We start from the raw sequence: 24,186 nt of genomic DNA, 5'->3' as shown, positions 1-24,186 counted from the left end.
AAACTTTTCGGGGAAAATAAGTGGCACAAACACCGTCATCTATGCATCAAATCGCAGCAAGGGTTGCAACACAATTGCCTGCGGTTAGCCTGAGCGAACCTTTTGGTGATGGCTGCTTGGTGCATAAAATTTTCGATAAAGTATTTATGCTGAGTCTGTATTTAAATGGTCATGCCATCATCAATCTAAAAGTTAAACCTGAGCATGGTGCGATGTTACGTGATTTTTATCCTTATATTCGTGCGGGCTGGCACATGAATAAACAACATTGGATTTCAATTTTTGCAGATGACAATTTAGATGAGCAATTGGTGCAAGATTTGGTCTTAAACTCCTATGAACTGGTAGTCGCAAAATTAAGGAAAGCGGAAAGACAACGGGTTGAGCTTTTAAGAAGTGCAATGCCCTTCAACCAATAAAATCTGTGATTTTTTTTAAGGATATTCACCGATTCATTTTTAACCTTCCAAAATGGAAAGGAAACAGCCAAAGCGAACCCTCCCTGATTCGCTTTTTTCTACAGCTAAGGCTTAATCTTCAGGATACTCAAAACGATAACCCACACCATACACCGCCTGAATCCATTCATGACGATTACCTGTTTCGGCAGCTTCAGTAATTTTACGGCGCAAGTTTTTAATGTGGCTATCGATCACCCGATCTGCCACTTCAAAACTGTCAGGGTTAATATGATCTAACAATTGCGCACGTGAATACACCTGCCCAACATGCTCTAAAAACAATTCCAATAAACGGAATTCGGTTGGGGTCAAATTCAAGGTTTTTTGCTGATACCAAATACGCTGCTGCGCTCTATCCATACGGAACAAAGACTGATCTTCGGACTCAGCCTTACGTTCCAAACGGCGCAACACCGCTTGCACGCGCGCGACCAATTCTTTCGGGCTAAAAGGCTTACACACATAGTCATCTGCGCCCATGTTTAGACCTAGTACCCGATCAATTTCTTCAGTACGTGCCGTGACCATAATAATAGGCACATCGGACTGTTCACGCACTTTGCGGCAAATGGTCAAACCATCCATACGCGGTACCATTAAATCTAAAATCATCAAGCTCGGTTTACGCTGCAAAAAGCTGTCATAGGCCTCTTGTCCATCATGAAACATACTGACTTCAAATCCAGCAGCTTCTAAATAATCTCGCACCAACTGGGCAAGTTCAATTTCATCTTCAACCAGCAAGATATGTTTCATGCACGATTCCTTAAAGTCCTTCAAGATTTGATTGTTTTGGGAAAGCTTAATTTGCAGCGTAAACCACCCAACGGTGAATGTGCAAAACTTAACTCTCCGCCCAATGCTTTGGCAATTTTGACCGATAAAGCCAGACCTAAACCTGTCCCGCCTGTGGCACGTGTACGCGAATCATCGACACGATAAAAACGCTCACCCAAGCGTGCCAATTGTTCATCACTTAAACCAAACGGGCTATCATCTACATATACTGTCCATTCTGTTGCGCTTTGACTGGTGTGAATATGCACCTGCCCACCTGCTTCAGTATAGCGAATACTATTACTGAGCAAGTTGAGCATAATTTGTTTAAAGCGGTCTATATCCAATTGTAATTGCGTGCCTTCACCCGACACGATCAAGTCCAACTGAGCCTGCTCAAATTTCGGTTTAAAGCTTTCGATTTCCTGCTCAATCACTTGCCATGGATCAATGCTCGAGAAATAGCATTTCAGCTGCATGGCTTCGGCTTGCGCCAAGTCCGATAAATCCTGTGTGAGTTTTTTCAGATTATTGACCTGATGCATCATCGCAGCCAAATGCTCTGGTGTGGCTTTGCGAATACCATCTTGCATAGCTTCAATTTGCGCCTGCAACACGGCCAACGGGGTTTTCAACTCATGCGAAGTATCTGCCACCCACTGACGACGCGAGGTTTCATGTTGATCTAAAATCACCGCCAAATGATTCAACTCGGTAGATAAATCACCCAATTCATCATTACGATTGACCGTGACCTGATGCTGATAATGCCCTTTGGTCAATTCGCGCGTCCCATTCAACAAACGCTGAATCGGCTTTTTAAAATAGGTCGCCAACAACAATGCAGCAATCAAGCTCGCCAAAATACTTAAAGCATAAACCAATAATAAATAACGAGTTTGTTTACTAAAAAAGTTAATACTTAAAGCATCTTCCTGATCTAACACAGGTTTTAAGCCCAAATAGCCCACGACTTTTTCATTGACCATAATTGGACGATAGGAAATTTGAGTTTCAGCAGGCTCTCCCACTACAAATTGCCGCTGTGCATCATATAAAGATAGACGCGAACTCAAACCCAAACGGTCAGGCATCGAAATAAATTGTTTTTTCCCTGAAGATTCTGTCGTGTTGTTTTGCCCTTCATTTTTACGATCTGAACGGAAAGCATTTTGATTGGCACTTAAAGGAAAGACCAAACCTTCAAATGGCTGAAACTGTGAAGGTAAATTCAGTTCTAACCAGCGAAGTTCTGCGGCATTGGCTTGTCGTTTAGCTAGATCAGGCTCGACCACACTTGGGTTTACATTGGCTAAGGTATGTTCCTGAAAATAACGCTGCTGCAAGGCAATGTCATATTGACGGCGCAACCACCACCGCGATAAACGGTCATAATCATCGGGTGCAGCCTCACCTTCAATTTGGAGAATTTGCGCCTGAATGGCGTTGCCCCAATCGTGATATACCGCATAGACTTCTGCCAAGTTTTGAATGACTAAGTCCAGCTTTTGCATTTCGACATCAGCCACGTATTTACTGAAATTACGCTGCATATTGACATGCAATACCCCCAAACTGACCGTGGTGATCAGTAAGGTCGTCAGCAGCACTGTGAGAAACAGGCGTAATGCGATGGGAATACGGCGAATTTTCAAAAGCGCAATCTCAGCTTTTCTTATTGATTTTGAGCATTGTAACCAACAGTGCTAGAAAAAACTCTCCATTGTTTCTTCATCTTTATTATTTAATCTTAACTGAGTGAAGTTAAAAGCAGGTTGGGGAGTTTGAAGATGAAACAGATGACGAAAATCGCATTACTTGGGGCAAGTGTTTTGGGCATGGGGATTTTAACTGCATGCCAAACCAGTAATGATCTGACCGAACAACAACAAACACGTATGTTTAAACAACATTATGCTCAAGATGGACAACGCTTCAGTCCTGAACAACGCGAGCAATATCGTGCCATGCGTGCAGAACACCGCGCATTTCGTGGGCAGATGCAACAGGCTTGTGACAACAAAGCAGTAGGTACAAATCTACAATTAAAAGTAGGTGATCAAACACTCGCAGGTACCTGTACGATGCGTTTCCAGCCTGATCGCCAGTCATTTAAACAACATCGCCAATATGCGATGCAACAACACCAAGCCATGCGTGCAAAAATGCCGCGTATGCAACAACGTGGTGAAGTGCTGACCGATGCGCAACGTGCTGAAATGACCAAACAGTACGATCAACGATTAGCACAACATCAAGCGCATCAAAAGGCCATGCGTGCTGCCTGTGAAGGAAAAATGCATGGACAACACGTTCAAGTGAAACTGGGCGAACTACAACTCAAGGGACAATGCTTGGTTCGTTTTCAGCCGAATCAACCTATGCAACAAATGAGAATATCACCTACTTCGCGCTAATGCATTCAGGTGAGCACACACTTACACGACTCTAAGGCACTCGATTGAGTGCCTTTTTATTTACCTTTTTATCCACTTCACTTAGACATATCTCTTTACGCTTTTTGACTATTTGTATCATTTCAAATTCAGCAAAACTATTTACACTCAAACAACTTAGCCATTTCAAGGTAAAAATCTTTGACTTTACAGTCACCAAGAAATGCTATGCAGATGCTTGTACCGAATTAGAAGATGTTGCACGATTACAACCATTCCAACATGGCATGTCTGAGAAGGCATGCGCTGAAATCCATTTAAAATATAACGCTGGTCAAACCAGTATTGAGGAAACCGATATGCCACAATACAAAGCGCCTTTACGTGATATGCAATTCGTTTTGCATGAATTATTAAATGCCGAAGATCACTATGCAAAATTACCTGCATTCCAAGAAAACGTAAGCCGTGAATTGGTTGACCAATATTTGGAAGCTGCAGCAGATTTCTGTGAAAACGAATTATCTCCGTTAAACCAAGTGGGTGACCGTGAAGGTTGTACTTGGAATGATGGCGTGGTGACTACACCAACGGGCTTTAAAGAAGCGTATCAAAAATATATCGAACTTGGCTTCCCGTCTCTTTCTGCTGAAGAACAATACGGCGGTCAAGGTCTACCTGTTTCTCTAGGAAACGTGATTTCAGAAATGGTCGGTACAGCAAACTGGGCATGGGGCATGTACCCAGGTCTTTCTCATGGTGCTGTACGTACTTTAGAACACCACGGTTCAGATGAACAAAAAGCAACCTATCTGCCAAAGCTTGTTTCAGGTGAGTGGACAGGTACCATGTGTTTAACCGAATCTCATGCAGGTTCTGACTTGGGTATTATCCGTACTAAAGCTGAACCTCAGGCCGACGGAAGCTATGCAATCTCGGGCGAGAAAATCTTTATCTCTGCTGGTGAACATGACATGGCAGAGAATATCGTGCACATCGTATTGGCACGTTTACCTGGTGCACCTAAAGGAACTAAAGGTATTTCTCTGTTCATCGTTCCTAAGTTCAACCTGAATGCAGATGGTTCTTTAGGGGAGCGTAATGGTGTACGTTGTGGTTCAATCGAACACAAAATGGGTATTCATGGCAATGCAACTTGCGTCATCAACTTTGATAATGCGAAAGGTTTCTTGATTGGCCCTGAAAACCGTGGTCTAAACTGCATGTTCACGTTCATGAACACTGCACGTATCGGTACAGCGGTACAAGGTCTTGCAGCATCTGAAGGTTCTTTCCAAGGTGCGTTGACTTATGCCAAAGACCGTTTAGCAATGCGCTCACTTTCTGGTCCGAAAGCTCCTGAAAAAGAAGCAGATCCAATTATTGTGCATCCTGCTGTACGCAATATGCTATTGACTCAAAAAGCGTTTGCTGAAGGTGGTCGCGCACTAGTGTATCTGTTGTCTCTACACGCAGATATCGTTGAACAAGGTGCAACTGAAGAAGAACGTAAGTTCTCTGACAACATCTTGTCTTTATTGACGCCTATTGCAAAAGCATTCTTAACTGAAACAGGTTCTGAATCTGCAAAACATGGTGTGCAAGTCTTCGGCGGTCATGGCTTCATTTCTGAGCATGGCATGGAACAAATTGTGCGTGATACACGTATTTCATGCTTGTACGAAGGTACAACTGAAATTCAAGCAATCGATTTGTTAGGTCGTAAAGTTTTGGGTACACAAGGTGCAATGTTGAAAGACTTCACCAAAATCATCCATAAATTTGCAGAAGCCAACAAAGACAACGCAGCAATGCAAGAATTTGTTGAACCGCTCGCAGCGCTCAATAAAGAATGGGGCGATTTGACCATGCAAATTGGTATGCGTGCAATGCAAAACCCTGAGGAAGTAGGTGCTGCAGCAGTAGACTACATGTACTTCTCTGGTTATGTAACACTAGCTTACCTATGGGCACGTATGGCATTGGTCGCTCAAGAAGCACTTGCAGCAGGCACAACCGATGTAGACTTCTACAATGCTAAAGTGACGACTGCACGTTTCTACTTCAAGAAAATCTTGCCACGTGTTCGCTCACACGTAGACGTGATTGCAACAGGTGTAGAGCCACTATTTGCATTAGATGCTGAACACTTTGCTTTCTAAGCGAAAATTGAAACTCGCTAAATATTGAACATATTTAGCGAGATATTCAAAATGTTGTACTCTTGAGTACAGAAATTGAGAAAGGACGGTCATAGCATTGACAGTCCTTTTTCTTTATAAATAAAGCATTCTTTCGCTTTAGTCGCCTACAACATTCACAATTGTAGATTACACTGAACTCAACGAATCAAGATTCAAACAATAAACAGGTGAACTCACATGCCAATTTATAATGCCCCACTTGCCGATATGAAATTCATCTTAAATGATGTATTCAATGCAGAACAATTCTGGCAAAACAATGAAAACCTCGCTCACCTTGATGCTGCAACGGCTGAAGCAATTTTGGAAGAAATGGCAAAATTTGCCCAAAATGTGACGTTGCCTATTAACCGTAGCGGTGATGAAGAAGGCGCGACCTATAACAATGGCGAAGTCACCACACCTGCTGGATTTAAAGAAGCATTTAAACAATATGCCGAAGGCGGCTGGATTGGTTTAGGCGCAGATGAAGAATGGGGTGGTCAAGGCATGCCAAAAATGCTGACAGTATTGTCAGATGAAATGCTGTTTGCCACCAACCCATCCTTCATGTTGTATCCACTGCTATCTGTCGGTGCAGGCATGGCATTAAGCAGCTATGCATCACAAGAACAGAAAGAAACCTATTTACCTAAAATTTACTCAGGTGAATGGTCAGGTACCATGTGTTTGACTGAACCACATGCAGGAACAGACCTCGGGATTATTAAAACCAAAGCAGAACCAAATGCAGACGGTACGTACAACATCACAGGGACTAAAATCTTTATTACAGGTGGTGATCACGACCTCGCAGAAAACATCATTCACTTAGTTTTAGCGAAAACACCAGACGCTCCTGCAGGTTCACGCGGTATTTCTTTATTCATCGTGCCAAAATTCTTGGTGAATGAAGATGGTTCGTTGGGTGAGCGCAACCCAGTAGGTCCAGGCTCAATCGAACACAAAATGGGCATTAAAGCCTCTGCAACATGTGTGATGAACTTTGATGGTGCCAAAGGTTACTTGGTCGGCAAAGAAAACGAAGGCTTGGCTGCCATGTTCGTAATGATGAACTACGAACGTCTGTCTATGGGAATTCAAGGTTTAGGTGCATCTGAATTTGCCTATCAAAATGCTGCGCAATATGCGACTGACCGTATTCAAGGCCGTAGTGCATCGGGCGTAAAATCACCAAACAAAGCAGCGGATAGCATTTTGGTGCATGGCGATGTGCGTCGTATGCTGCTCAATGCACGTGCCAATAACGAAGCTTCACGTGCATTTGCGGTATATGTGGGTCAACAATTGGATATCACTAAATTCTCTACCGATGCAGAAGTTGTGAAAAAAGCCAATGACCGTGTTGCATTGTTAACTCCAATTGCCAAAGCCTACTTAACCGATACTGCTTTCAATGCGACACTTGATGCGCAAATGTGCTTCGGTGGTCATGGTTATATCCGTGAATGGGGTATGGAGCAATGTGTTCGTGATTTACGTATCGCCCAAATTTATGAAGGCACCAACGGCGTACAATCGCAAGACTTGATTGGTCGTAAAACCATTAAATGTAATGGCGAATTTATTGCAGAATACATTGCAGAAATCCGTGATTTCACCAATGGTTTAGATGCAGACCTCAACTTCATTAAAGATGCAACTTTAGATGCAGCGACTGAAGTTGAATCCGTGACTCAATACGTTTTAAATGCAGCCAAAGAAAATGTAGATTTCCCGAACGCAGCAGCGGTTGATTATTTACATGCGGTAGGTTTGCTCAGCTTCTCATATATGTTTGCGCGCATTGCCAATGCAGCCAAGCAAAAAGAGGGTGAGTTCTATCAAAACAAATTGTCATTGGCACTGTACTTTGTACAACGTATTTTGCCAGAACTGACTTTACGCATTACCAAAGTGAAAGCGGGTGCAGAAGTGGTGATGAACTTCAGCGAAGATTACTTCACTAACCAGTCTTAATTAATACATTATCGCAAAAACGCCTGAATCATCAGGCGTTTTTTTGTACTAAATTTTATATCCCTATTCTAATTTGTGCATGAAATTTGCATCACCTTTGTTGAAGTCTGAATATCCATACTCAAACAGGAGGTGAAAATGGCAGTACGTCGTTCAAAAATAGATAAAAATATTCAAGCAGTTGAAAGCCTATTAGACAAATATGGCAATTGGGCTGTAGAAAGTTTTCATTATCTTGCGCTCTTTATCATTGGCTGTATGGTCATTTGGTCTGCTGGACATACGGTAATTGATATTTTCACCATCAAACAATATGCCACTATTGATGACATCTTATTGCTTTTTATCTATTTAGAACTAGGTGCAATGGTGGGTATTTATTTTAAAACCAATCACATGCCTGTGCGTTTTTTAATTTATATTGCCATTACCGCACTAACCCGTTTGCTAATTTCAGATATTCAACACGACCATAAAGCTGATCTCGACTTAGTGATTATTACTGGTTCAATTTTAATTTTAGCCGCTGCAATTTTAGTGGTGCGTTTTGCATCTTGGCATTACCCTTCCGTTATTCGAGACAAGCACAGTGAAAAGCCTTTAGCACAAGGCAAAACCCCTCGCCCAGAAGATGATGAATTGGCGTAAAAATCTAAAATAGGTCAAAAAAATGCTTCTAGATACTCAATATCTAGAAGCATTGATGTCTATGATTTCACTTTTTTCTCAACGATTTGCCACCAACACATAACGCCCATGTTCAAAAATCCAGTACATACCTCGTGGCGGAGCGGGTAAACCCAAGTGCTGCCAGTCGGTCACCACACGATAGGTCGAACTTTCAATATGTGCGCTACTTGGCTCACCATTTACCCAACTGTAACTTTGGTGGTTATATTGCACAGTACTTGGCGCATTGTATTGAATATTGATGCCACTACGAATCGTGGGCTGCCCCCACTGCGGCACAGGTCGTTGATGGTATGGATAATGTGGTGGATAGGAATAGGGTTGCTGTGAATGATAAGGTCGATGCTGCGGATAAGCAGGACGATGTTGTGGCGAATAAGGACGATGCTGATCACGCTGTGTATTGACGCCTGTATATCCTGCCCAACGATTGGTTTCGGCCAAGCTCTGCATCGACACACCTAAAAATAGCATGCCACTCAATGCAGTTAAAATCGCCACTTTCATATCTAGCACTCCTATTTTTTTTCATATTTTTATTCTAAGCTCAAATTAAGGATAAACAATGAATAAAAAATCAGCAATTTTAAACTTTCGTCTCCGCAGATTTCACCGACACGGCTCGCCATTTATGAAATATCTCCAACCCCTATGCTAAGATACATTTTTTTTGAAATTGGATGAAACCTAGTGCCTGAATTAAATTTTGACCGCCTTCATCAGTTTTTCTGCAAAGTTCCGAGTGTACAGCAAGCCCGTGTAGACGCTTATGGTTCAGACGGTCAGCATGCATGGTGGTTCAAATTTCAAATTGATGTAGAACATCCGTTAGCATGGCAAACTGTGCAGGAATTGGGACATGTGCTGAATTATATTTCCAGAGATGAGCGCTTGCCGACTCAATTCTTACCTGTTTCACCGCCACCGTATATGAATGGTGAAGCCAAAGATTTTTTATCGTGGGTAATTCAATGCAACCATCCAGAATTTAGCCCAGATGTGGTTTGTGATTGGTTAGAAGCGCGTTTACCGAATCCTGTGGATGATGAAGCACAATGGAAAATCAAAACCGATATTGCCGAGTTAGATCAAATGAGTGATAAAGATTTGGATGAAATGGTGCCGCCAAATCCTGTAAAGTAATATTCGGCTCAAAAAAATCCCTCTTTCAATAAGAGGGATTTTTGAGTTCAAGGCATACAATTAAAAAATCAAAAGGTCGATAAACCACTCCATTCCATAAAGCGATACAGCGCATATTTCCACTTCGACTCATCGGCATAAACCGCATAATCCACACTCATATTTTTACCCTCAAGGTTTGACCATGCGGTATTAAAATAGTGTTGAGCATCCTGAAATACAGGGTCTTGCACCTGTCCGACCACACGCAAGTTGCTTTCTAAATTATAGTTTTTTAAATTACGTGCGGTGAAATTAGCAGAACCTAAAATCAACTCAGCCTGTGTGGCATTCGATTTCATCAGCATTTTATTGTGGCATTGCTCGCCTTGGGTATTACACCAACGTATCTTCACCCCTGCAGCATGTAATTCTGCCGCTACTTGTCGGTTTGGAATGCCATTTTTTTCACGTCCAAAAGCATCTTTATTCGGGTCCAGTAATACTCGCACTTGTACGCCACGTTGTTGTGCAGCAATCAGTGCCTTGATGATTTGTCGCTCCGATAAATAGAACATTGCCAAATCCAGATGTTCTTGCGCTTTTGTCTGCTGAATCAGTGTCAAACTGGCCTCTAAAATGGCTTGTTCAGTGATGACTTGCACTTGAGGATAAGACGAATCTGCCTCAAACTCCCCCACAATCACCCCAGACAGATTGCCCTGCGACATACGCGCGACGGCTTGTTCTGTTTGCAACACATCTACTGCGGTATTGCCCGTCACCAATAAAGCGCTGTTAGAATGACGTGAACTGCCATCATGTGGATTAAACGACGTGACCAATGCTTTCCAGCCTTCGGCGGTATCGACCACCATGGCTTTACGATGGTTGGCTTTAAAATTAAGCAAGCTGAAATAACTACGTAAGGTAATTTTATCTTTGCCGAAAGGACTGGGTAGCCAACCCTTTTCAGCATTATTTGGAATGCCCTGACAGCAGAGATACCAAAACCCCGACCACAGCGGATTCGATGCGCGCAGCGGGGTTAAATCTGTTTCAATCACATCAATACCTGCCTGACGCAATTGACGATAATGTTCAGGTGCAATGCCACCATATACCGAATTAATGGGATCAGTAATGACTTTGATTTCAATATTTGGCTGCAGCTGACGTTTATGAATTAAAGCATCGGTGAGTTGCTGTGTCAGTGGCTGATGCTGCTGTTTAGATGTTCCCACTTCAGGATTAAACAAGAACATATCCAATACAATGGTGCTTTGTGCTGCATCAACCAGCTCTAAAATTTCATTAAAAATTTGATGCTGTTGTTGCTGAACACCTTGCGCGTCGATATAGGTCTGATCGGCAATAAATTTAATAGGCGCATGACGTAATTTTCCAGTGTAATTCAGCCCTTCGGGTAATGGTTTTAAGCTGTGGTAGGTCGCAGACGCCAAATAACCTAAAGCCAGAAAACTTATAATAAGTCCCACATACGCCCGAGGCGACCAATTCAATTTTTGATGAATTCGCTGAAAGATACGCATAACAAAAAACCTAGTCCGATGCGCTCAGACTAGGTTTAATTGTTTGGATTTTCAAGAGGATTTCTGTGTTTTCACGCAAACATCCTGCTCAAGGCAAATTGAATTTTAGAAGCCAAATTCCACGCCGACTGTAAAGTTACGACCCACTTGTGGAATATTCGACAAGAACGATGTATGTGAATACACTTCATCATCGAGCAAGTTGTTGGCTTTAAAATACACACGGTAATCTTGTTTGTTGGCATAGTTGCCCGCATAAGCCACACCAACATTGACCATATTATAGCCTGCTGTTTCTTGCTCATAAGCAGCAATTTTGTCTTGTTTGAATACACGGTAGTATTCCGCCATACCCGACCAACCGTCGGCAAAGTTGGCATCCACCTTAGTCCCCAAACGCCCTGCAGGTACACGTGGTGCATTTTGATTGTCAATTTCACCACGCACATAATCACCAAACACACTGAGTTTATAATCTGAGCTAATCTGATACCCTAGCTTGGCTTCTGTACCATAAAACTTGGCTTTGTCTTGTTGATAATCAATTAAACGGAAAGTTTCCTTATGGTCAGTAGTCGCACCATAAATATAGTTATCAAACCAGTTATGATACACATGTAATGAATAATCGAGTTTGTCAGCTTCATAGTGCAAACCAAGTTCTAAATTATTCGACTTTTCCACATCTAAATTCGCATTCCCACGCTCATAGGTGTTGGTTGCAAAGTGGATTCCATTGGCATAAAGCTCTTGCGCCAATGGTAAACGCTGCTGATGTGAACCTGTAAGGGATAATTTATAGTTCGGTGCAAACTGCCAGTTGGCTGCGGCAGAAGCAGATACACCTGTATCTGAATAATCTTTTTTCTGAGCATCGACATCAATTTTTTGATGTTCAACCCGTGCACCGAGTTCAACATGCACATCGCCAAATTGTTTATGCTCTAAACCGAATAAACTATATTTTTGAGTTTTGGTATCAGGCATAGGTACGGTTTCGTGAGAATGATCGCCGTGTTGTTCTACTTGTCCAGTTAAATCGATTTTTTGCTGACTATACTGTGTACCAAACACACCTTCCCAACCTGCAAGGGGTTTATGCACCAATTCTAAACGCGCATCATAGCCTTTACTTCTAAAGTTACTGATAACTTTATTTTCTTCTAATTCATCATGTTCATAATCAGTAAAGCTGGCGTGCGCACGTAGTTTATCAAAACCTGCAAAAGGCTGATCAAGCTCGGTACGTAAATCATAACGGTGTGATTCCAAATCAATCCACGGGCCACCATGTGTATGTTCGTGTTCGTCATGTGGATCTGGTTGTGGTGCAGGGTCATGACTTCCGCAATGCAATTTATTTCCATGTGGATGGCAATCATGATACTCATGACTATGCCCTGGCAAACCATATTTGTCCTGACGGTTACTGTACGACAACCCCACAAAACCACGGTCATGAATCCATGATCCACCAATATTCACCGTTTGGCCTTCGGCAAAGGTATTGTCTACACGGCGTTCTTTTACCAACTCTTCATGTTCATGTGTATGGGTTGAGCCATCTGGTTCAACATGTACTTCTGTATGATGATGCTCTACCCAATAGTTTGGGGTAATGTAATCATTGGCTTTACGTTTTGAACCTTCAATACGCAGCGCAAATTGATCACTGAGTGCTGCAGTTACCCCCGCACTCACTAGCTTTTCATCGCTACCTGTGTTGTAACGTAAACCTACCTGTCCTTCTAAACCATTATTTGGCATTTGAGTTGGAATTTTTTGATCGGTCACATTAACTAAGCCACCAACCGTTCCTGCACCATAAAGTAATGTTGATGGGCCACGAATAATTTCAACTTGTTTGGCTAAAATCGGGGAGACAGTGATAGCATGGTCTGGTGAAAGCATAGACACATCGGCAGTTTCTGAAGCATGTTGCAGCACTTTAACCCGTGGACCATCTTGTCCACGAATTACTGGGCGGCTAGAGCCTGAACCATATTGATTGGAATATACGCCTAGCTCATCTGCCATCGCATCACCAATGGTGGTACTACGTTCTGCCAAAGTTTTTTGATCAATCACATGATCTGCCACTGCAAAATCTGCCGCAGTTTGCACCAAAGGATGTGCTTGTAACTGAATGGTTTCCAGTTGTGTGCTACTGCTTTCAGTATTGGCGAATGCTGCAGGTGTCAGCACTGAAAAAATGGAAAGTGTTATTAAATTTTTATGGAACGACATGACCCATGCTCAAATTAGTAAAAATAATTGATGTTATAATATAACATTTCATTAACATTGCAATAAAAAACATTGTTCCTCTGTATTCTCAATTAAGCTATTCATCACAATTTATTCTGATTTTTTATATTATTTACTTTGAATTGGTATGCCCTTTACGCTCTCACATGCGGTACTTGCCCCACCACTCGCCAAGCTTTCAGGACAACGTCTGCCTATCGCTGCACTCGCTATAGGTACGATGTTGCCAGATTTACACCGTCTGTTTACTTTGCGTCATGATCCCACTCCACATTTATGGTCAGCATTGCTGTATCCAAATTTATTATTGGGTCTTGTCTTTTGTGCGCTGTGGTATTTACTCTATCGCCCTGCATTGTATCGCTTTGTGGGCGTGCATCACCCTTTAAATCTAAACACGATAAAATCTGTACTTAGGTTTGTATGTGGCTTGATTCTCGCCTTACTGATTGGCAATGCCACCCATTTAATTTGGGATGGTTTAACCCATCACGACTTTCGTAGTTTTGCCTTTCAGGATTTTTTAGCGCAATCGGTACAATTAGGAACAGGGATTTATCCGATGCATCGCGTACTACAAATTGGCAGTTCTATTTTGGCGCTGCCTTTTTTGTTATGGATGAGCCTGTATTATTATCGCAAGCATCGACAGGTCAGTTCTGTAAGCACTAAAATTCGCGTTTATGCCATCGGCCTAATTATCTTGTCGATTGTATGTGGTGGTTTTTCACTTTGGGATTATGCGCGTTATATCCCCGATGCGACTTGGCAAGCCGAACTGTATTATTTTACGGGACGTGCCATCAATGAGTTTAGCCAAGGGGCATTACTCATGTTCAGTTTAGGTTGTCTGTTATTTTTGTTTTTGGATCGGTAAGGGTAGATAAAATAAAGTCAAAGCTCATCACTTTATCCTGAATCTTGCTGCATTATCCTATTTCAGACACATTCCTTGTAAAAACCCACTGTTTTTGCAGCAGGTTCTTGTAGCCACATGCCCAAAGAGGCATAATCCTACCTTTGCTAAAGGCGGTGCGCTGTTTACGTATTCGCTTCCTTAACCCATATAGTTGGATTTTTAACGCTATGATGCGAACTCATTATTGCGGTTCTTTAACCGAAGCTCAAATTGATCAAACCGTGACCCTGTGTGGTTGGGTACACCGTCGTCGTGACCACGGTGGTGTAATTTTCCTAGACATGCGTGACCGTGATGGTCTTGTGCAAGTCGTAATTGACCCAGATACCCCAGAAGCATTTGCAACTGCAGATAAAGCACGTTCAGAATTTGTATTAAAAATCACAGGTCGTGTACGTCGTCGCTATGCAGGCACAGAAAATGCCAATATGGTCAGTGGACAAATTGAAGTTTTAGGCAAGGAAATTGAAGTTCTTGCAGCATCTGAAACGCCTCCGTTCCCATTGAACGATGAAAATACCAACATTTCAGAAGAAATTCGTTTGAAATACCGTTTCTTGGACATCCGTCGTCCAGAAATGTTAGATCGCTTACGTTTCCGTTCAAAAGTCACCAACCTGATTCGTAACTATTTAGATGATCATGGTTTCTTGGATGTTGAAACACCAATTTTGACACGTGCAACGCCTGAAGGTGCACGTGACTATTTAGTGCCAAGCCGTGTATCTAACGGTAGCTTCTATGCTCTACCACAATCGCCACAATTATTTAAACAATTGTTGATGGTGGGCGGTATTGACCGTTATTACCAAATCGCTAAATGTTTCCGTGACGAAGATTTACGCGCAGACCGTCAGCCAGAATTTACTCAAATCGACATTGAAACATCGTTCATGAGTGACGATGACATTATGGATTTGATGGAAGGCATGACCGTGAAGATGTTCGATGAACTTCTAGGCGTGAAATTCGACAAATTCCAACGTATGCCGTATTCAGAAGCGATGCGTGATTATGCGTCTGATAAGCCAGACTTGCGTATTCCACTGAAATTGGTAGACGTAGCAGACTTAATGCAAGACGTTGAGTTCAAAGTGTTTGCTGGCCCAGCGAAAGATCCGAAAGGTCGTATTGTTGCGCTTCGTGTTCCTGGCGCGGGTTCATTGCCACGTAGTGCAATTGATGAATACACTAAATTTGTTGGCATCTATGGTGCAAAAGGTTTGGCGTATATTAAAGTCAATGAACTTGAAAAAGGCATTGAAGGTTTACAATCTCCAATCGTGAAATTTATTGAGCCAATCGTGCTTGATCTACTCAAACGTGTAGGCGCAGAAAATGGCGACATCGTATTCTTTGGTGCAGATAAAGCCAAAGTGGTCAATGATGCGATGGGCGCACTGCGTGTCAAAATCGGTCACGATTTGAACCTCGCCACTTGCGAATGGGCACCGCTTTGGGTCGTTGATTTCCCAATGTTTGAAGAAACTGAGGATGGTAAATGGACCTCTGTGCATCACCCATTCACCTTGCCTAAATCAAGCGTTGAAGATGTGAAGAGCAACCCAGGTGAAGCATTATCTGTTGCCTATGATATGGTGTTGAACGGTACTGAAATTGGTGGTGGTTCACTGCGTATTTATACTTTAGAAATGCAAAAAGCGATTTTTGAAGCTTTAGGTATTGAAGAAGAAGAAGCCGAAGAGAAATTCAGTTTCTTACTGAATGCGTTGAAATACGGTGCGCCTCCGCACGGTGGTTTGGCATTTGGTTTAGACCGTTTGGTGATGTTGATGACAGGCGCATCGTCTATTCGTGATGTGATTGCCTTCCCGAAAACCAAGACAGCTGAATGTCCATTGACTCAAGCACCAGCACCAGTTGAAGCGACTCAATTACGTGATTTGGGTATTCGTTTACGTGAAAAACCAAAAGCAGAATCTCAAGAATAAGTTTTGAGAATGTGAGAAGAACCCTGCAAATTTGCAGGGTTTTTTATTAACTTCAATTTGGATAAATTCCAAGTTGAACAATAAAAATAATAATTACTTTACTTGGCTAATAGCAAAACGATTACACTGCACTATGCTAAACTGGCTAATTATGAATAACATTGAATAATTCAATTTCATACCTCATTTTATTTTGTTTTAAGGCTTCTGATCATTTTTCTTGTGAAACAAGCACGTTCGCGTTCACTGCAAAATTTATGCTTCATTTGTACCTTATATTTTGAGATCGGCTGTCTGATGTACTTAATTTTAAAAATAATATCTGTCTTTCCGTTACGCCTGCTGCAAGCAATTGCAATGATGGCTGCTGGTCTTATTTATTATTTTAATTTATCTATCAAACGCATCACTGCAATTAATATTAAACTGGCTTATCCAAAGCTTTCATCTGCCGAACAAGAACAGCTCATAAAAAAGAGTGTACAAAGTCAATGTCTCAGTTATCTAGAGTTTATTAAATGCTGGGGAATGCCACCAAATTACAGTTTGAATCTGCTAAAAAATGTTTATGGTGAAACGGTTTTAACTGACGCTCTTGCAAATAAAAAAGGAGTTATCGTGGTAGTTCCTCATTTTGGTTGCTGGGAGTTACTCAATGCATGGCTCAGTGTATATACAGCCCCCATGATTATGTATAAGCCCAATAAAAACAAAGGGATAAACAGATATTTACTAGAAGCTAGAGAAAAATTTAATGCCACTTTAGTACCCACCAATGAAACTGGTATTCGTTCTATTTTTAAACATTTGAAACACGGCGGTTTAACAGTCATTTTACCAGATCATTTACCCAAGCCATCTGGTGGTATATATTCTGCTTTTTTTGGGAAAAAGACTTTATCCATCACACTAGTTTCCAAGCTTGCAGCAAAAACACAGTGCAATATTATTGGTTTAAGCTGTATTCGAAGTCCAAATTTAAGATATTTCAATATTCACTGTCAAAAATTGCCAGATGCTATTCTGTCTCAAGATTTACAACACTCTGTAGACTGTCTAAACCTTTCAATGCAAAATATGATTGAACAAGCACCTGAGCAATATATTTGGTCATACAAGCGCTTTAGAAATTGCTTGGGCAATGTCAATATGTACCGTAAAGAGTAGATTTTTTTAAATACGTTTGCTCTTTTTGCACGTATAAAACCAAGATTTAGGTTATTCAATTGAGATCAATTTTCAACAATGGCATAATAGCGCTTCGTTTTGAGTTTTAAGTTGAGCGTTACTATGGCTATGCGTCCTGCAGTTCGTAATCGTGGCATTATGCTAATTGTATTTGCTGTCGCTCAATGGTTGTTCATGCGTTATATTCTGGCCAATAACCTATTTGCCTTAGACACCAATGACCGTATTTTATACTTTAGCTTAAGTTCTATTGGCGGTGCATTTGTGATTTTTGTGGGGCTGATTTATATGGTGTTGGCAGGGAATGCGGATAAAAACCGATAAGCCATTTTTCGATTCTATATTTTATACTAATACTTTAATATTTTGAGCTTCTGATGATTCCAAAAATTATTCATTACTGTTGGTTTGGTCCAAACAATATTCCTAATGAACTTATTAACCACATGAAGTCTTGGGAGTTATTTTGTCCTGACTATGAGATTAAATTATGGAATGAAGACTCTTTCGATATTAATAGCCACCCATTCACTAAATCAGCATACAATGAGGGGAAGTATGCATACGTATCAGACTATGTTCGAGCTTATGCATTAAATGTTTATGGTGGAATTTATTTAGACACAGATGTTGAATTAAAACAAAACTTAGATATTTTTTTAAATCACGAAGCTTTTACTGGATTTGAATGCATTGGAGCACCATTTACAGCAGTATGGGGTTCTATTGAGAATCACAGTTTAACTAAACGAATTTTAGACTACTATAAAAATAAAGTTTATACTATACATGAACCAACAAATACAGCCTCTGTTTCAGAGATTCTTATCAAAGATTACCATATCAATCCTTTATCAAATGAAAAACAAAAAGGTGATGATAACAATAATTCAATTATTGTTTATCCATCAACTACTTTTTGTTTGGATCTTGCAACCAATTATGCCACTCATCACTTTCATGGCTCATGGTTAGAAAATAAAAAGAAGAGTTTTAAAATCAATATCCATGAGAAATACTTATTAGAGTCCCTAATTAAATACAATTCAATTTATAAAGAAAATAACTTCATTAAAGAAATTGCAAAAAATTTAACGTTTAAAGACTTTTTAAAACTATTAAGATACTTTATTAAATATAGAGTATTTTAATAAATATACTTTAAAATAATTCAAATTTTTTAAATTTAATTTTAGCAATTTGCTTTGATATCCCATATCCATAGTGACTACGGAGTATATCACTACTTTTTACTCTTTCAGACTCAATATAACTATTATCAATATTTTGCTCAACAGGATGGTCTATTAAATTAGTCATATAAATTTTTGCTTTAGGATTAAAATCATACAAATAACTCCAATCATCTGCTCTCCGTAGTTTACGATGATAAGCCAATAGGACTTCAGCCATTTTTCGATCAATTACGTATGCAAATGTGAAGCAGACTCTATTATAAAAATGGGGGTTTATTTTTATAATAGTTTTTGAAAGTATTTTACTTTTTTGAAACTCACCTCTTACATTACGACACACTTTCATTTGCACACCACCTAAACTTAATAAAAAGCAGTCTTCCAATTCAATCTTTTTTATTTGATTAAGTAGCTCATACGAGGTTAATGTAGAAGGGAAAATTGCATCATCTTCAAAAATTAATGCAAAATCATCCCCTGTTTGTAGGAATTTCTTATATATTTCAAGATGTGATAAAGTACAACCCAATTCTCCAGGTGTCAAAGGCTTCACCCTTCCATGAACAGCTAAATTAAAATATTCTTTAGCTGTTATCTCTCCTCCTTTAACACCCTCAATATGAATATCTCTTTCAGGAATATCCTTAAAAAAATTTTGTTTAAAGAAAGAATTCAACCTTTGACTCTCTCTTTCCTCGATACTGACTACATATAAACTAAACATATAAAACCTTATCTAATTAACTATAATTGCTCTTCAATATAGTTACTATTTTTTTAGCCGAACAACCATCACCATATGGATTACTAGCTTCAGACATTTTTCGGTACAATACATTATCATCTAATAAAGCCTGAACATTAGAAATAATACTCTCTTGGTTCGTACCAACCAATTTTACGGTTCCTGCTGAAATGGCTTCTGGGCGTTCTGTCGTTTCTCTCATTACCAACACAGGAATACCCAAACTTGGTGCCTCTTCTTGAATACCACCTGAATCCGTCAAAATAATATAGCTATGCTTCATTAAGTTAATAAATTCCAGATAAGATTGTGGAGGAATTAACGCTATATTATTAATATCAGACAAATAGCTATTAACTACATTTTTAACATTAGGATTTAAATGGACTGGATAAATAAACTTTACATTTGGATTATTTTTTGCCAGGTACTTTAAAGCTAAACAAATATTTTTAAAACCTTCCCCAAAGTTTTCGCGTCGATGGCCTGTAATTAGTACTATCTTATCTTTCGGATCTAATTTAAAAAATAATTCATCAGAAAGCTTTGGCAATGGCAAATTATCATAACTTACTACACTTAATAAAGCATCTATTACTGTATTGCCTGTAATGTATATATTTTCTTTCTTCAGTCCTTCATTGACTAAACTTTGATATGAAATTTGAGTAGGAGCAAAATGTAACCTTGCTATTCTAGAAATTAATTGTCTATTTCCTTCTTCAGGCCAAGGAGATGTTAGATCATAAGTTCTTAATCCTGCCTCTACATGCCCAATATCAATCTGATTATAAAAAGCAGCCTGAGCTACAACAAAAGCAGTTAGAGTATCACCATGTACTAAGACTATATCTGGTCGAAACTCATTAAATACATCATCCATCCTTCCTAAAATATTTGAAGAAATCTGTGTTAATGTTTGATTAGGCTTCATAATATCTAAATCAAAATCTGGTTTTATATCAAACACAGCTAAGACTTGATCTAACATTTCACGATGTTGTGCTGTTACTAAAACCTTAGTATCAAATGAAGCGTCTGCTTGTAAGGCGTTAACAACAGGCGCCATTTTAATTGCTTCAGGACGCGTACCGAAAGCGACTAGTACATTAATTTTACGCATATCAATTCTACATAATCTGTTTATAGTAATTTTCTGTTTGCTTCGCAATCACAGTCCAGTCAAATTTAAACTTTGCTCTTTCTGAACTCGCCAAACTTAACTGAATATATTTTTGGTTATCAAAAGACAAAACTCGATCCATTTTTTCAGCTAAGGCATTAGCATCATGGGCTGGTACTAAAAAACCCGTCACCCCCTCATCAATAAGATATGGAATACCACCTACGTTTGTCCCAATAAGTGGTAATCCTGAAGCCATTGATTCAAGCCCTGTAATACTTGTAGCCTCATAAAATGATGGTAAAACAGAATAATCTGCTTGTTTATATAAAGCTGGCATATCCGAGTTATTAACAGCCCCAATAAATTTAACTTTATTTTCTATACCAGCTTTTTTTAATATTTCTTGCATAGCTTGTTGTTCAGCACCCACGCCAGCAACTAATACCTTAAAATTTGGATTTTTGATTTTAGTTAGTGCTTCAGCAAACACTACAACACCATTTTTTTCGACCAAACGCCTCGCGAGAATAAAAGTTTTCTCTTCGTTAATACTCTCTAATTCCTTTGCGGAAAACTTATTTGTATCCACTCCATTAGAAACAAAATATACAGGCCCAGTGTAGCCAGTTTTGACTGTAGCATCACATAACTCATAACTTGGTGCCAATACTAAAGAGACATGTCGTAAACGTGATTTTAAGCGACCTTGTAAAATTGAAGGCTTTTCTAATCTTTTTAAAAAACCCGAAGTATGATTTGTAAATACCACAGGAATTTTTAAGCCTTTGGTTGCTTCCAAAGGCCGCATTCCATGTACATGAACTAAATTTATTGAATTATCATTTATTATTTTTTTTATATACTTAGCCATCCCCCAAGTATAAAAGGGCTTTTGCCAAAGAACTTTTACACGATGTACAAAAACGCCATCCATCATCTCTACGGGTTCACTCCCATGAACTAAGGAAGTCAAAACATGAACTTCGTGCCCAAGTTTTACCATTGCTTTTGCTAACTCATGTGCATGAGAGGCAACGCCACCTAATGTTGGTGGAAAATCTGTAGAAATAAAGCAAATTTTCAACTTTATGTACTCAATATTTAGAATCATGCTTATTGTAGCTTCTTTTTTCAAATAATTTAGCTTCTTTTAGAAAAGCATAAAACGCATTAATCATACTACTAACAAAACCACGCCATCCATTCATAAAATTTCTTCTAAAAAAGTACGATTTCATAAACATTAAGGGCATGATACATATCAATTTTAAAATACTTGGATGTTTCCCTTTTTGGTATTTTTCTTGTGCTTTTAATTCAGAATATTGATTATTCTTTTCAACTTTAACAAAAATACTTGATTCACCATAATGGTAAATATCACCTTCTGCACGAACACTCTGACCATCTACAATCACATTTTCATGCACTTTATTTTCTAAGTCATATCGCCCTTTAGACTTACGAAAAAAACGTACCTTGGCATGCTTTTTTGTATGTTTACTATTGGGAACACCTAAAAACACATCGTTAATTGGTGTAATTAAAGCATCGAGTTGATTACTCTGAATCGTTTGCTCAATTTCAGCTTTTAATTCAGAAGATAAAACTTCATCACCATCTAAATTTAAAACCCAATCATTTTTACATTGCGCCAAAGCTAAGCTTTTTTGACCCGCATAGCCCTGCCAATCTTGATGAGAAATTCGCGTATTGGGAAATGATTCTGCAATAGCATAAGTATGATCTGTACTGCCTGAGTCTAAAATAATGACCTCTGAAAAGTCTTTTACACTTTCCAGTGTACTCTCAAGCCATTCGGCACAATTTAAAGTTACGATATAAACACTACAAGGAATCATAATTTATAACGTCCTTTGGCTAAAGCAATACGCATTTGTAAAGCATTCATTGCGCCATGCGTACTGACACGTGGAATATTAAATTGATTAGTTTCTGTATAAGCTTCTACTTTTTTACGTGTAGATACAGCATTTTTAAAACCAATTTTTTTTGCCATTTGTTGATGTTTCTCATTAAAACGCCCAAATGGATAAGCAAAGCTTAGACATTTCCCGACTAAAACTTCTACATCTTTTTTTGATGCCTGCATTTCAGCAAATGCTTCCTCATCAGACAATTTCAGCAAATTTACATGATGCTGAGTATGTGCACCAAACTCAATTAAGCCAGAAGCTGACATTTCTTGAATTTGTGCTGTATTTAACTTTTCAATACCTTCAATTTGTGTTGCTAAATAAATTGTTGCCTTCACATTATATTTTTTGAGTAAAGGAAATGCATACTGGTAGTTATCCTGAAAGCCATCATCAAATGATAAGGCAAAAACATTACTCTGCCTCTCATACTGGTCAAGTTCGGAAACGAAACAAAAAACAGCCTGTTTTTTTACCAAATACTGCAACAACTGTTCAAATTTAGCCGGTGGCATATTCATACCAGAAGCTTCTACATGGGGAGTTACTTGATGCAACATCACAATACGTGGCAATTTTGCACTGCGTAATGGTAACCAAAAGGTATAATTACCCAATAAGTAAAGTATTGCAGCAAAAAAAATTAAACCAAGTACCACATAAACAAACCACATTAGATATACACCTCATGTGCCCACTCATATGCTTCAGATAAAGGCTGATCAAAAATAACCTCTAACATATATTTTGCCACCCTAGCACTATTAAATGATTGATGCGATTTTTTCCAACCATTTTCCGCAATCACCTTTGCTTGTTCTGTATTCATTTTATAGTATTCAAATTTTTCTATAAGATCTTTCAAGTCATCAAAATAAACTACTTCTTTATCAGTATATAATTTCTCAAAACCAGGTATACGTGGAGTAAATGTTAATAAACCATTGCCTGTTAATTGCACGATACGATCAGATGAATATAATTCAATATCATTACGTCTTGATAAGTTTAACCCACATCTAGCTGAAGACAAAATATCAATGTACTTATGTCCATACACAGCTTTATTATCAAAAGCTCCAAAACAGTGAAAATTTTCACCCAAACTCTGAACTAAATGTGTTAAAAATACTTCTCGATCAGGATCTTTATATACAGTACCAAAAAATATAAAATCCCTTAAAAAAAAATCTTTATTAAATTGCTGAAGCTCTTCAATAGATTTTTGAGCAATATTTGGAATATAACCAATTTTATTATTTGGTAATTTAAATTGTGTTAATAACCTCCCACCTGTTGTACAAAAAATAGCATCAACATAAGGAGCAAACTCTCTTATAAAATTTGCTTTGGATTGTTCACATAACCAATCTACAAACCAAAATCCAATCTTGATTGAGGGATAATTTTTGCGAATCGTTTGAAGAGTTTCTTTTTTTAGTAAATCACTATGACCGATCAAAACAAGCTCTGGACATAAATTTTCTACAATTTTTAAAACCTCATTATTAGCTACACCACTCCCTAACTTTTTTGTTTTGAAAATTGTTCCCATTCTTGCCATATCACGAAAACTATAATCATAAACAAAATGACCATTTTCTATTAAACCTGCAGAAATTTTTCGATCTATAGAATAATACCGCTCTCCCAACTTATTAAATGCAAAATTAGCTATATGTAAAATTTTCAT

General features: G+C 39.1%; 22 protein-coding genes. 11 read left to right on the top strand and 11 right to left on the bottom strand.

The window, feature by feature from the left end; translation table 11 throughout:
* The first annotated feature begins 41 nt into the window (after positions 1-41).
* The gene (locus FTT74_RS05445; RefSeq protein ID WP_179988698.1) at positions 42-419 is read left to right on the top strand and encodes an MmcQ/YjbR family DNA-binding protein; all 378 of its coding nucleotides are present in this window, start codon (positions 42-44) and stop codon (positions 417-419) included.
* Positions 420-530: 111 nt separating this feature from the next.
* On the opposite strand, the gene FTT74_RS05440 is transcribed toward FTT74_RS05445, so the two are convergent.
* The gene (locus tag FTT74_RS05440) at positions 531-1,217 is read right to left on the bottom strand and encodes a response regulator (RefSeq protein WP_179988676.1); all 687 of its coding nucleotides are present in this window, start codon (positions 1,215-1,217) and stop codon (positions 531-533) included.
* Between the two features lie 20 nt (positions 1,218-1,237).
* The gene (baeS, locus tag FTT74_RS05435; protein ID WP_179988677.1) at positions 1,238-2,893 is read right to left on the bottom strand and encodes a sensor histidine kinase efflux regulator BaeS; all 1,656 of its coding nucleotides are present in this window, start codon (positions 2,891-2,893) and stop codon (positions 1,238-1,240) included.
* 135 nt (positions 2,894-3,028) lie between these two features.
* Between baeS and FTT74_RS05430 the strand changes: the two genes are divergently transcribed.
* The 4 genes from FTT74_RS05430 (at position 3,029) to FTT74_RS05415 (ending at position 8,445) form a co-directional block, all read left to right on the top strand.
* Positions 3,029-3,655 carry a hypothetical protein gene (locus FTT74_RS05430; protein ID WP_179988678.1) on the top strand — a complete coding sequence of 209 codons (627 nt, stop codon included), beginning with the start codon at positions 3,029-3,031 and terminating at the stop codon, positions 3,653-3,655.
* Between the two features lie 338 nt (positions 3,656-3,993).
* Positions 3,994-5,796 (top strand): acyl-CoA dehydrogenase C-terminal domain-containing protein, encoded by a 1,803-nt coding sequence (locus FTT74_RS05425; RefSeq protein ID WP_026438352.1) that lies wholly within the window; start codon positions 3,994-3,996, stop codon positions 5,794-5,796.
* Between the two features lie 219 nt (positions 5,797-6,015).
* Entirely contained in the window at positions 6,016-7,797 is a 1,782-nt protein-coding gene (locus FTT74_RS05420) for an acyl-CoA dehydrogenase C-terminal domain-containing protein (protein WP_179988679.1), read from the top strand.
* 138 nt (positions 7,798-7,935) lie between these two features.
* Complete coding sequence (locus FTT74_RS05415) at positions 7,936-8,445, top strand: phosphate-starvation-inducible protein PsiE (protein ID WP_004975036.1); 510 nt, start codon at positions 7,936-7,938, stop codon at positions 8,443-8,445.
* A 78-nt stretch (positions 8,446-8,523) separates the two neighbouring features.
* Here the strand turns inward: FTT74_RS05415 and FTT74_RS05410 are convergent, their stop codons facing one another.
* Complete coding sequence (locus FTT74_RS05410; RefSeq protein WP_004975035.1) at positions 8,524-8,994, bottom strand: RcnB family protein; 471 nt, start codon at positions 8,992-8,994, stop codon at positions 8,524-8,526.
* Positions 8,995-9,177: 183 nt separating this feature from the next.
* On the opposite strand from FTT74_RS05410, the gene FTT74_RS05405 reads away from it, so the two are divergent.
* On the top strand, positions 9,178-9,630 hold the full coding sequence (locus FTT74_RS05405) for a hypothetical protein (RefSeq protein ID WP_004975032.1): 453 nt from the start codon (positions 9,178-9,180) through the stop codon (positions 9,628-9,630).
* A 68-nt stretch (positions 9,631-9,698) separates the two neighbouring features.
* Here FTT74_RS05405 and FTT74_RS05400 read toward each other — a convergent pair whose 3' ends face one another.
* Together FTT74_RS05400 and znuD are read right to left on the bottom strand one after the other, a co-directional pair.
* A complete protein-coding gene (locus FTT74_RS05400) occupies positions 9,699-11,162 on the bottom strand; it encodes a phospholipase D family protein (RefSeq protein WP_179988680.1) in 1,464 nt (487 codons plus the stop codon).
* Between the two features lie 105 nt (positions 11,163-11,267).
* Positions 11,268-13,409, bottom strand: coding sequence for a zinc piracy TonB-dependent receptor ZnuD (gene znuD / locus FTT74_RS05395; RefSeq protein WP_179988681.1), 2,142 nt, complete (start codon positions 13,407-13,409; stop codon positions 11,268-11,270).
* A 148-nt stretch (positions 13,410-13,557) separates the two neighbouring features.
* Between znuD and FTT74_RS05390 the strand changes: the two genes are divergently transcribed.
* The 5 genes from FTT74_RS05390 to FTT74_RS05370 all read left to right on the top strand — a co-directional run bounded on the left by FTT74_RS05390 (position 13,558) and on the right by FTT74_RS05370 (position 18,640).
* Positions 13,558-14,307 (top strand): DUF4184 family protein, encoded by a 750-nt coding sequence (locus FTT74_RS05390; protein ID WP_179988682.1) that lies wholly within the window; start codon positions 13,558-13,560, stop codon positions 14,305-14,307.
* Positions 14,308-14,516: 209 nt separating this feature from the next.
* Positions 14,517-16,301, top strand: coding sequence for an aspartate--tRNA ligase (gene aspS / locus FTT74_RS05385; protein WP_179988683.1), 1,785 nt, complete (start codon positions 14,517-14,519; stop codon positions 16,299-16,301).
* A gap of 297 nt (positions 16,302-16,598) precedes the next feature.
* Complete coding sequence (locus FTT74_RS05380; protein WP_179988699.1) at positions 16,599-17,468, top strand: lysophospholipid acyltransferase family protein; 870 nt, start codon at positions 16,599-16,601, stop codon at positions 17,466-17,468.
* A 123-nt stretch (positions 17,469-17,591) separates the two neighbouring features.
* On the top strand, positions 17,592-17,813 hold the full coding sequence (locus tag FTT74_RS05375) for a hypothetical protein (RefSeq protein WP_004975012.1): 222 nt from the start codon (positions 17,592-17,594) through the stop codon (positions 17,811-17,813).
* 53 nt (positions 17,814-17,866) lie between these two features.
* Positions 17,867-18,640 (top strand): glycosyltransferase family 32 protein, encoded by a 774-nt coding sequence (locus tag FTT74_RS05370; protein ID WP_004975011.1) that lies wholly within the window; start codon positions 17,867-17,869, stop codon positions 18,638-18,640.
* A 10-nt stretch (positions 18,641-18,650) separates the two neighbouring features.
* On the opposite strand, the gene FTT74_RS05365 is transcribed toward FTT74_RS05370, so the two are convergent.
* The 6 genes from FTT74_RS05365 to FTT74_RS05340 are packed head-to-tail and all read right to left on the bottom strand — an operon-like array spanning position 18,651 to position 24,186.
* Complete coding sequence (locus FTT74_RS05365) at positions 18,651-19,409, bottom strand: glycosyltransferase family 25 protein (protein WP_179988684.1); 759 nt, start codon at positions 19,407-19,409, stop codon at positions 18,651-18,653.
* Between the two features lie 16 nt (positions 19,410-19,425).
* Positions 19,426-20,553, bottom strand: coding sequence for a non-hydrolyzing UDP-N-acetylglucosamine 2-epimerase (gene wecB / locus FTT74_RS05360; protein ID WP_004975006.1), 1,128 nt, complete (start codon positions 20,551-20,553; stop codon positions 19,426-19,428).
* Positions 20,554-20,560: 7 nt separating this feature from the next.
* On the bottom strand, positions 20,561-21,691 hold the full coding sequence (locus FTT74_RS05355; protein ID WP_154648283.1) for a glycosyltransferase family 4 protein: 1,131 nt from the start codon (positions 21,689-21,691) through the stop codon (positions 20,561-20,563).
* Positions 21,651-22,418: a glycosyltransferase family 2 protein gene (locus FTT74_RS05350; protein WP_004974996.1), complete on the bottom strand. Its 768-nt coding sequence runs from the start codon at positions 22,416-22,418 to the stop codon at positions 21,651-21,653. Before FTT74_RS05350 ends, FTT74_RS05355 begins: the two co-directional genes overlap by 41 nt.
* Positions 22,415-23,167 (bottom strand): polysaccharide deacetylase family protein, encoded by a 753-nt coding sequence (locus FTT74_RS05345; protein ID WP_004974995.1) that lies wholly within the window; start codon positions 23,165-23,167, stop codon positions 22,415-22,417. The genes FTT74_RS05350 and FTT74_RS05345 overlap by 4 nt, the downstream gene beginning before the upstream one ends.
* On the bottom strand, positions 23,167-24,186 hold the full coding sequence (locus tag FTT74_RS05340; RefSeq protein ID WP_179988685.1) for a glycosyltransferase: 1,020 nt from the start codon (positions 24,184-24,186) through the stop codon (positions 23,167-23,169). The genes FTT74_RS05345 and FTT74_RS05340 overlap by 1 nt, the downstream gene beginning before the upstream one ends.

Origin of the sequence: Acinetobacter sp. YH01007 (assembly GCF_013420425.1) — a bacterium.
Taxonomy (GTDB): domain Bacteria; phylum Pseudomonadota; class Gammaproteobacteria; order Pseudomonadales; family Moraxellaceae; genus Acinetobacter; species Acinetobacter towneri.
Note: the sequence above shows the minus strand (reverse complement) of the source record. Positions and strands in the feature narration are given on the sequence as shown.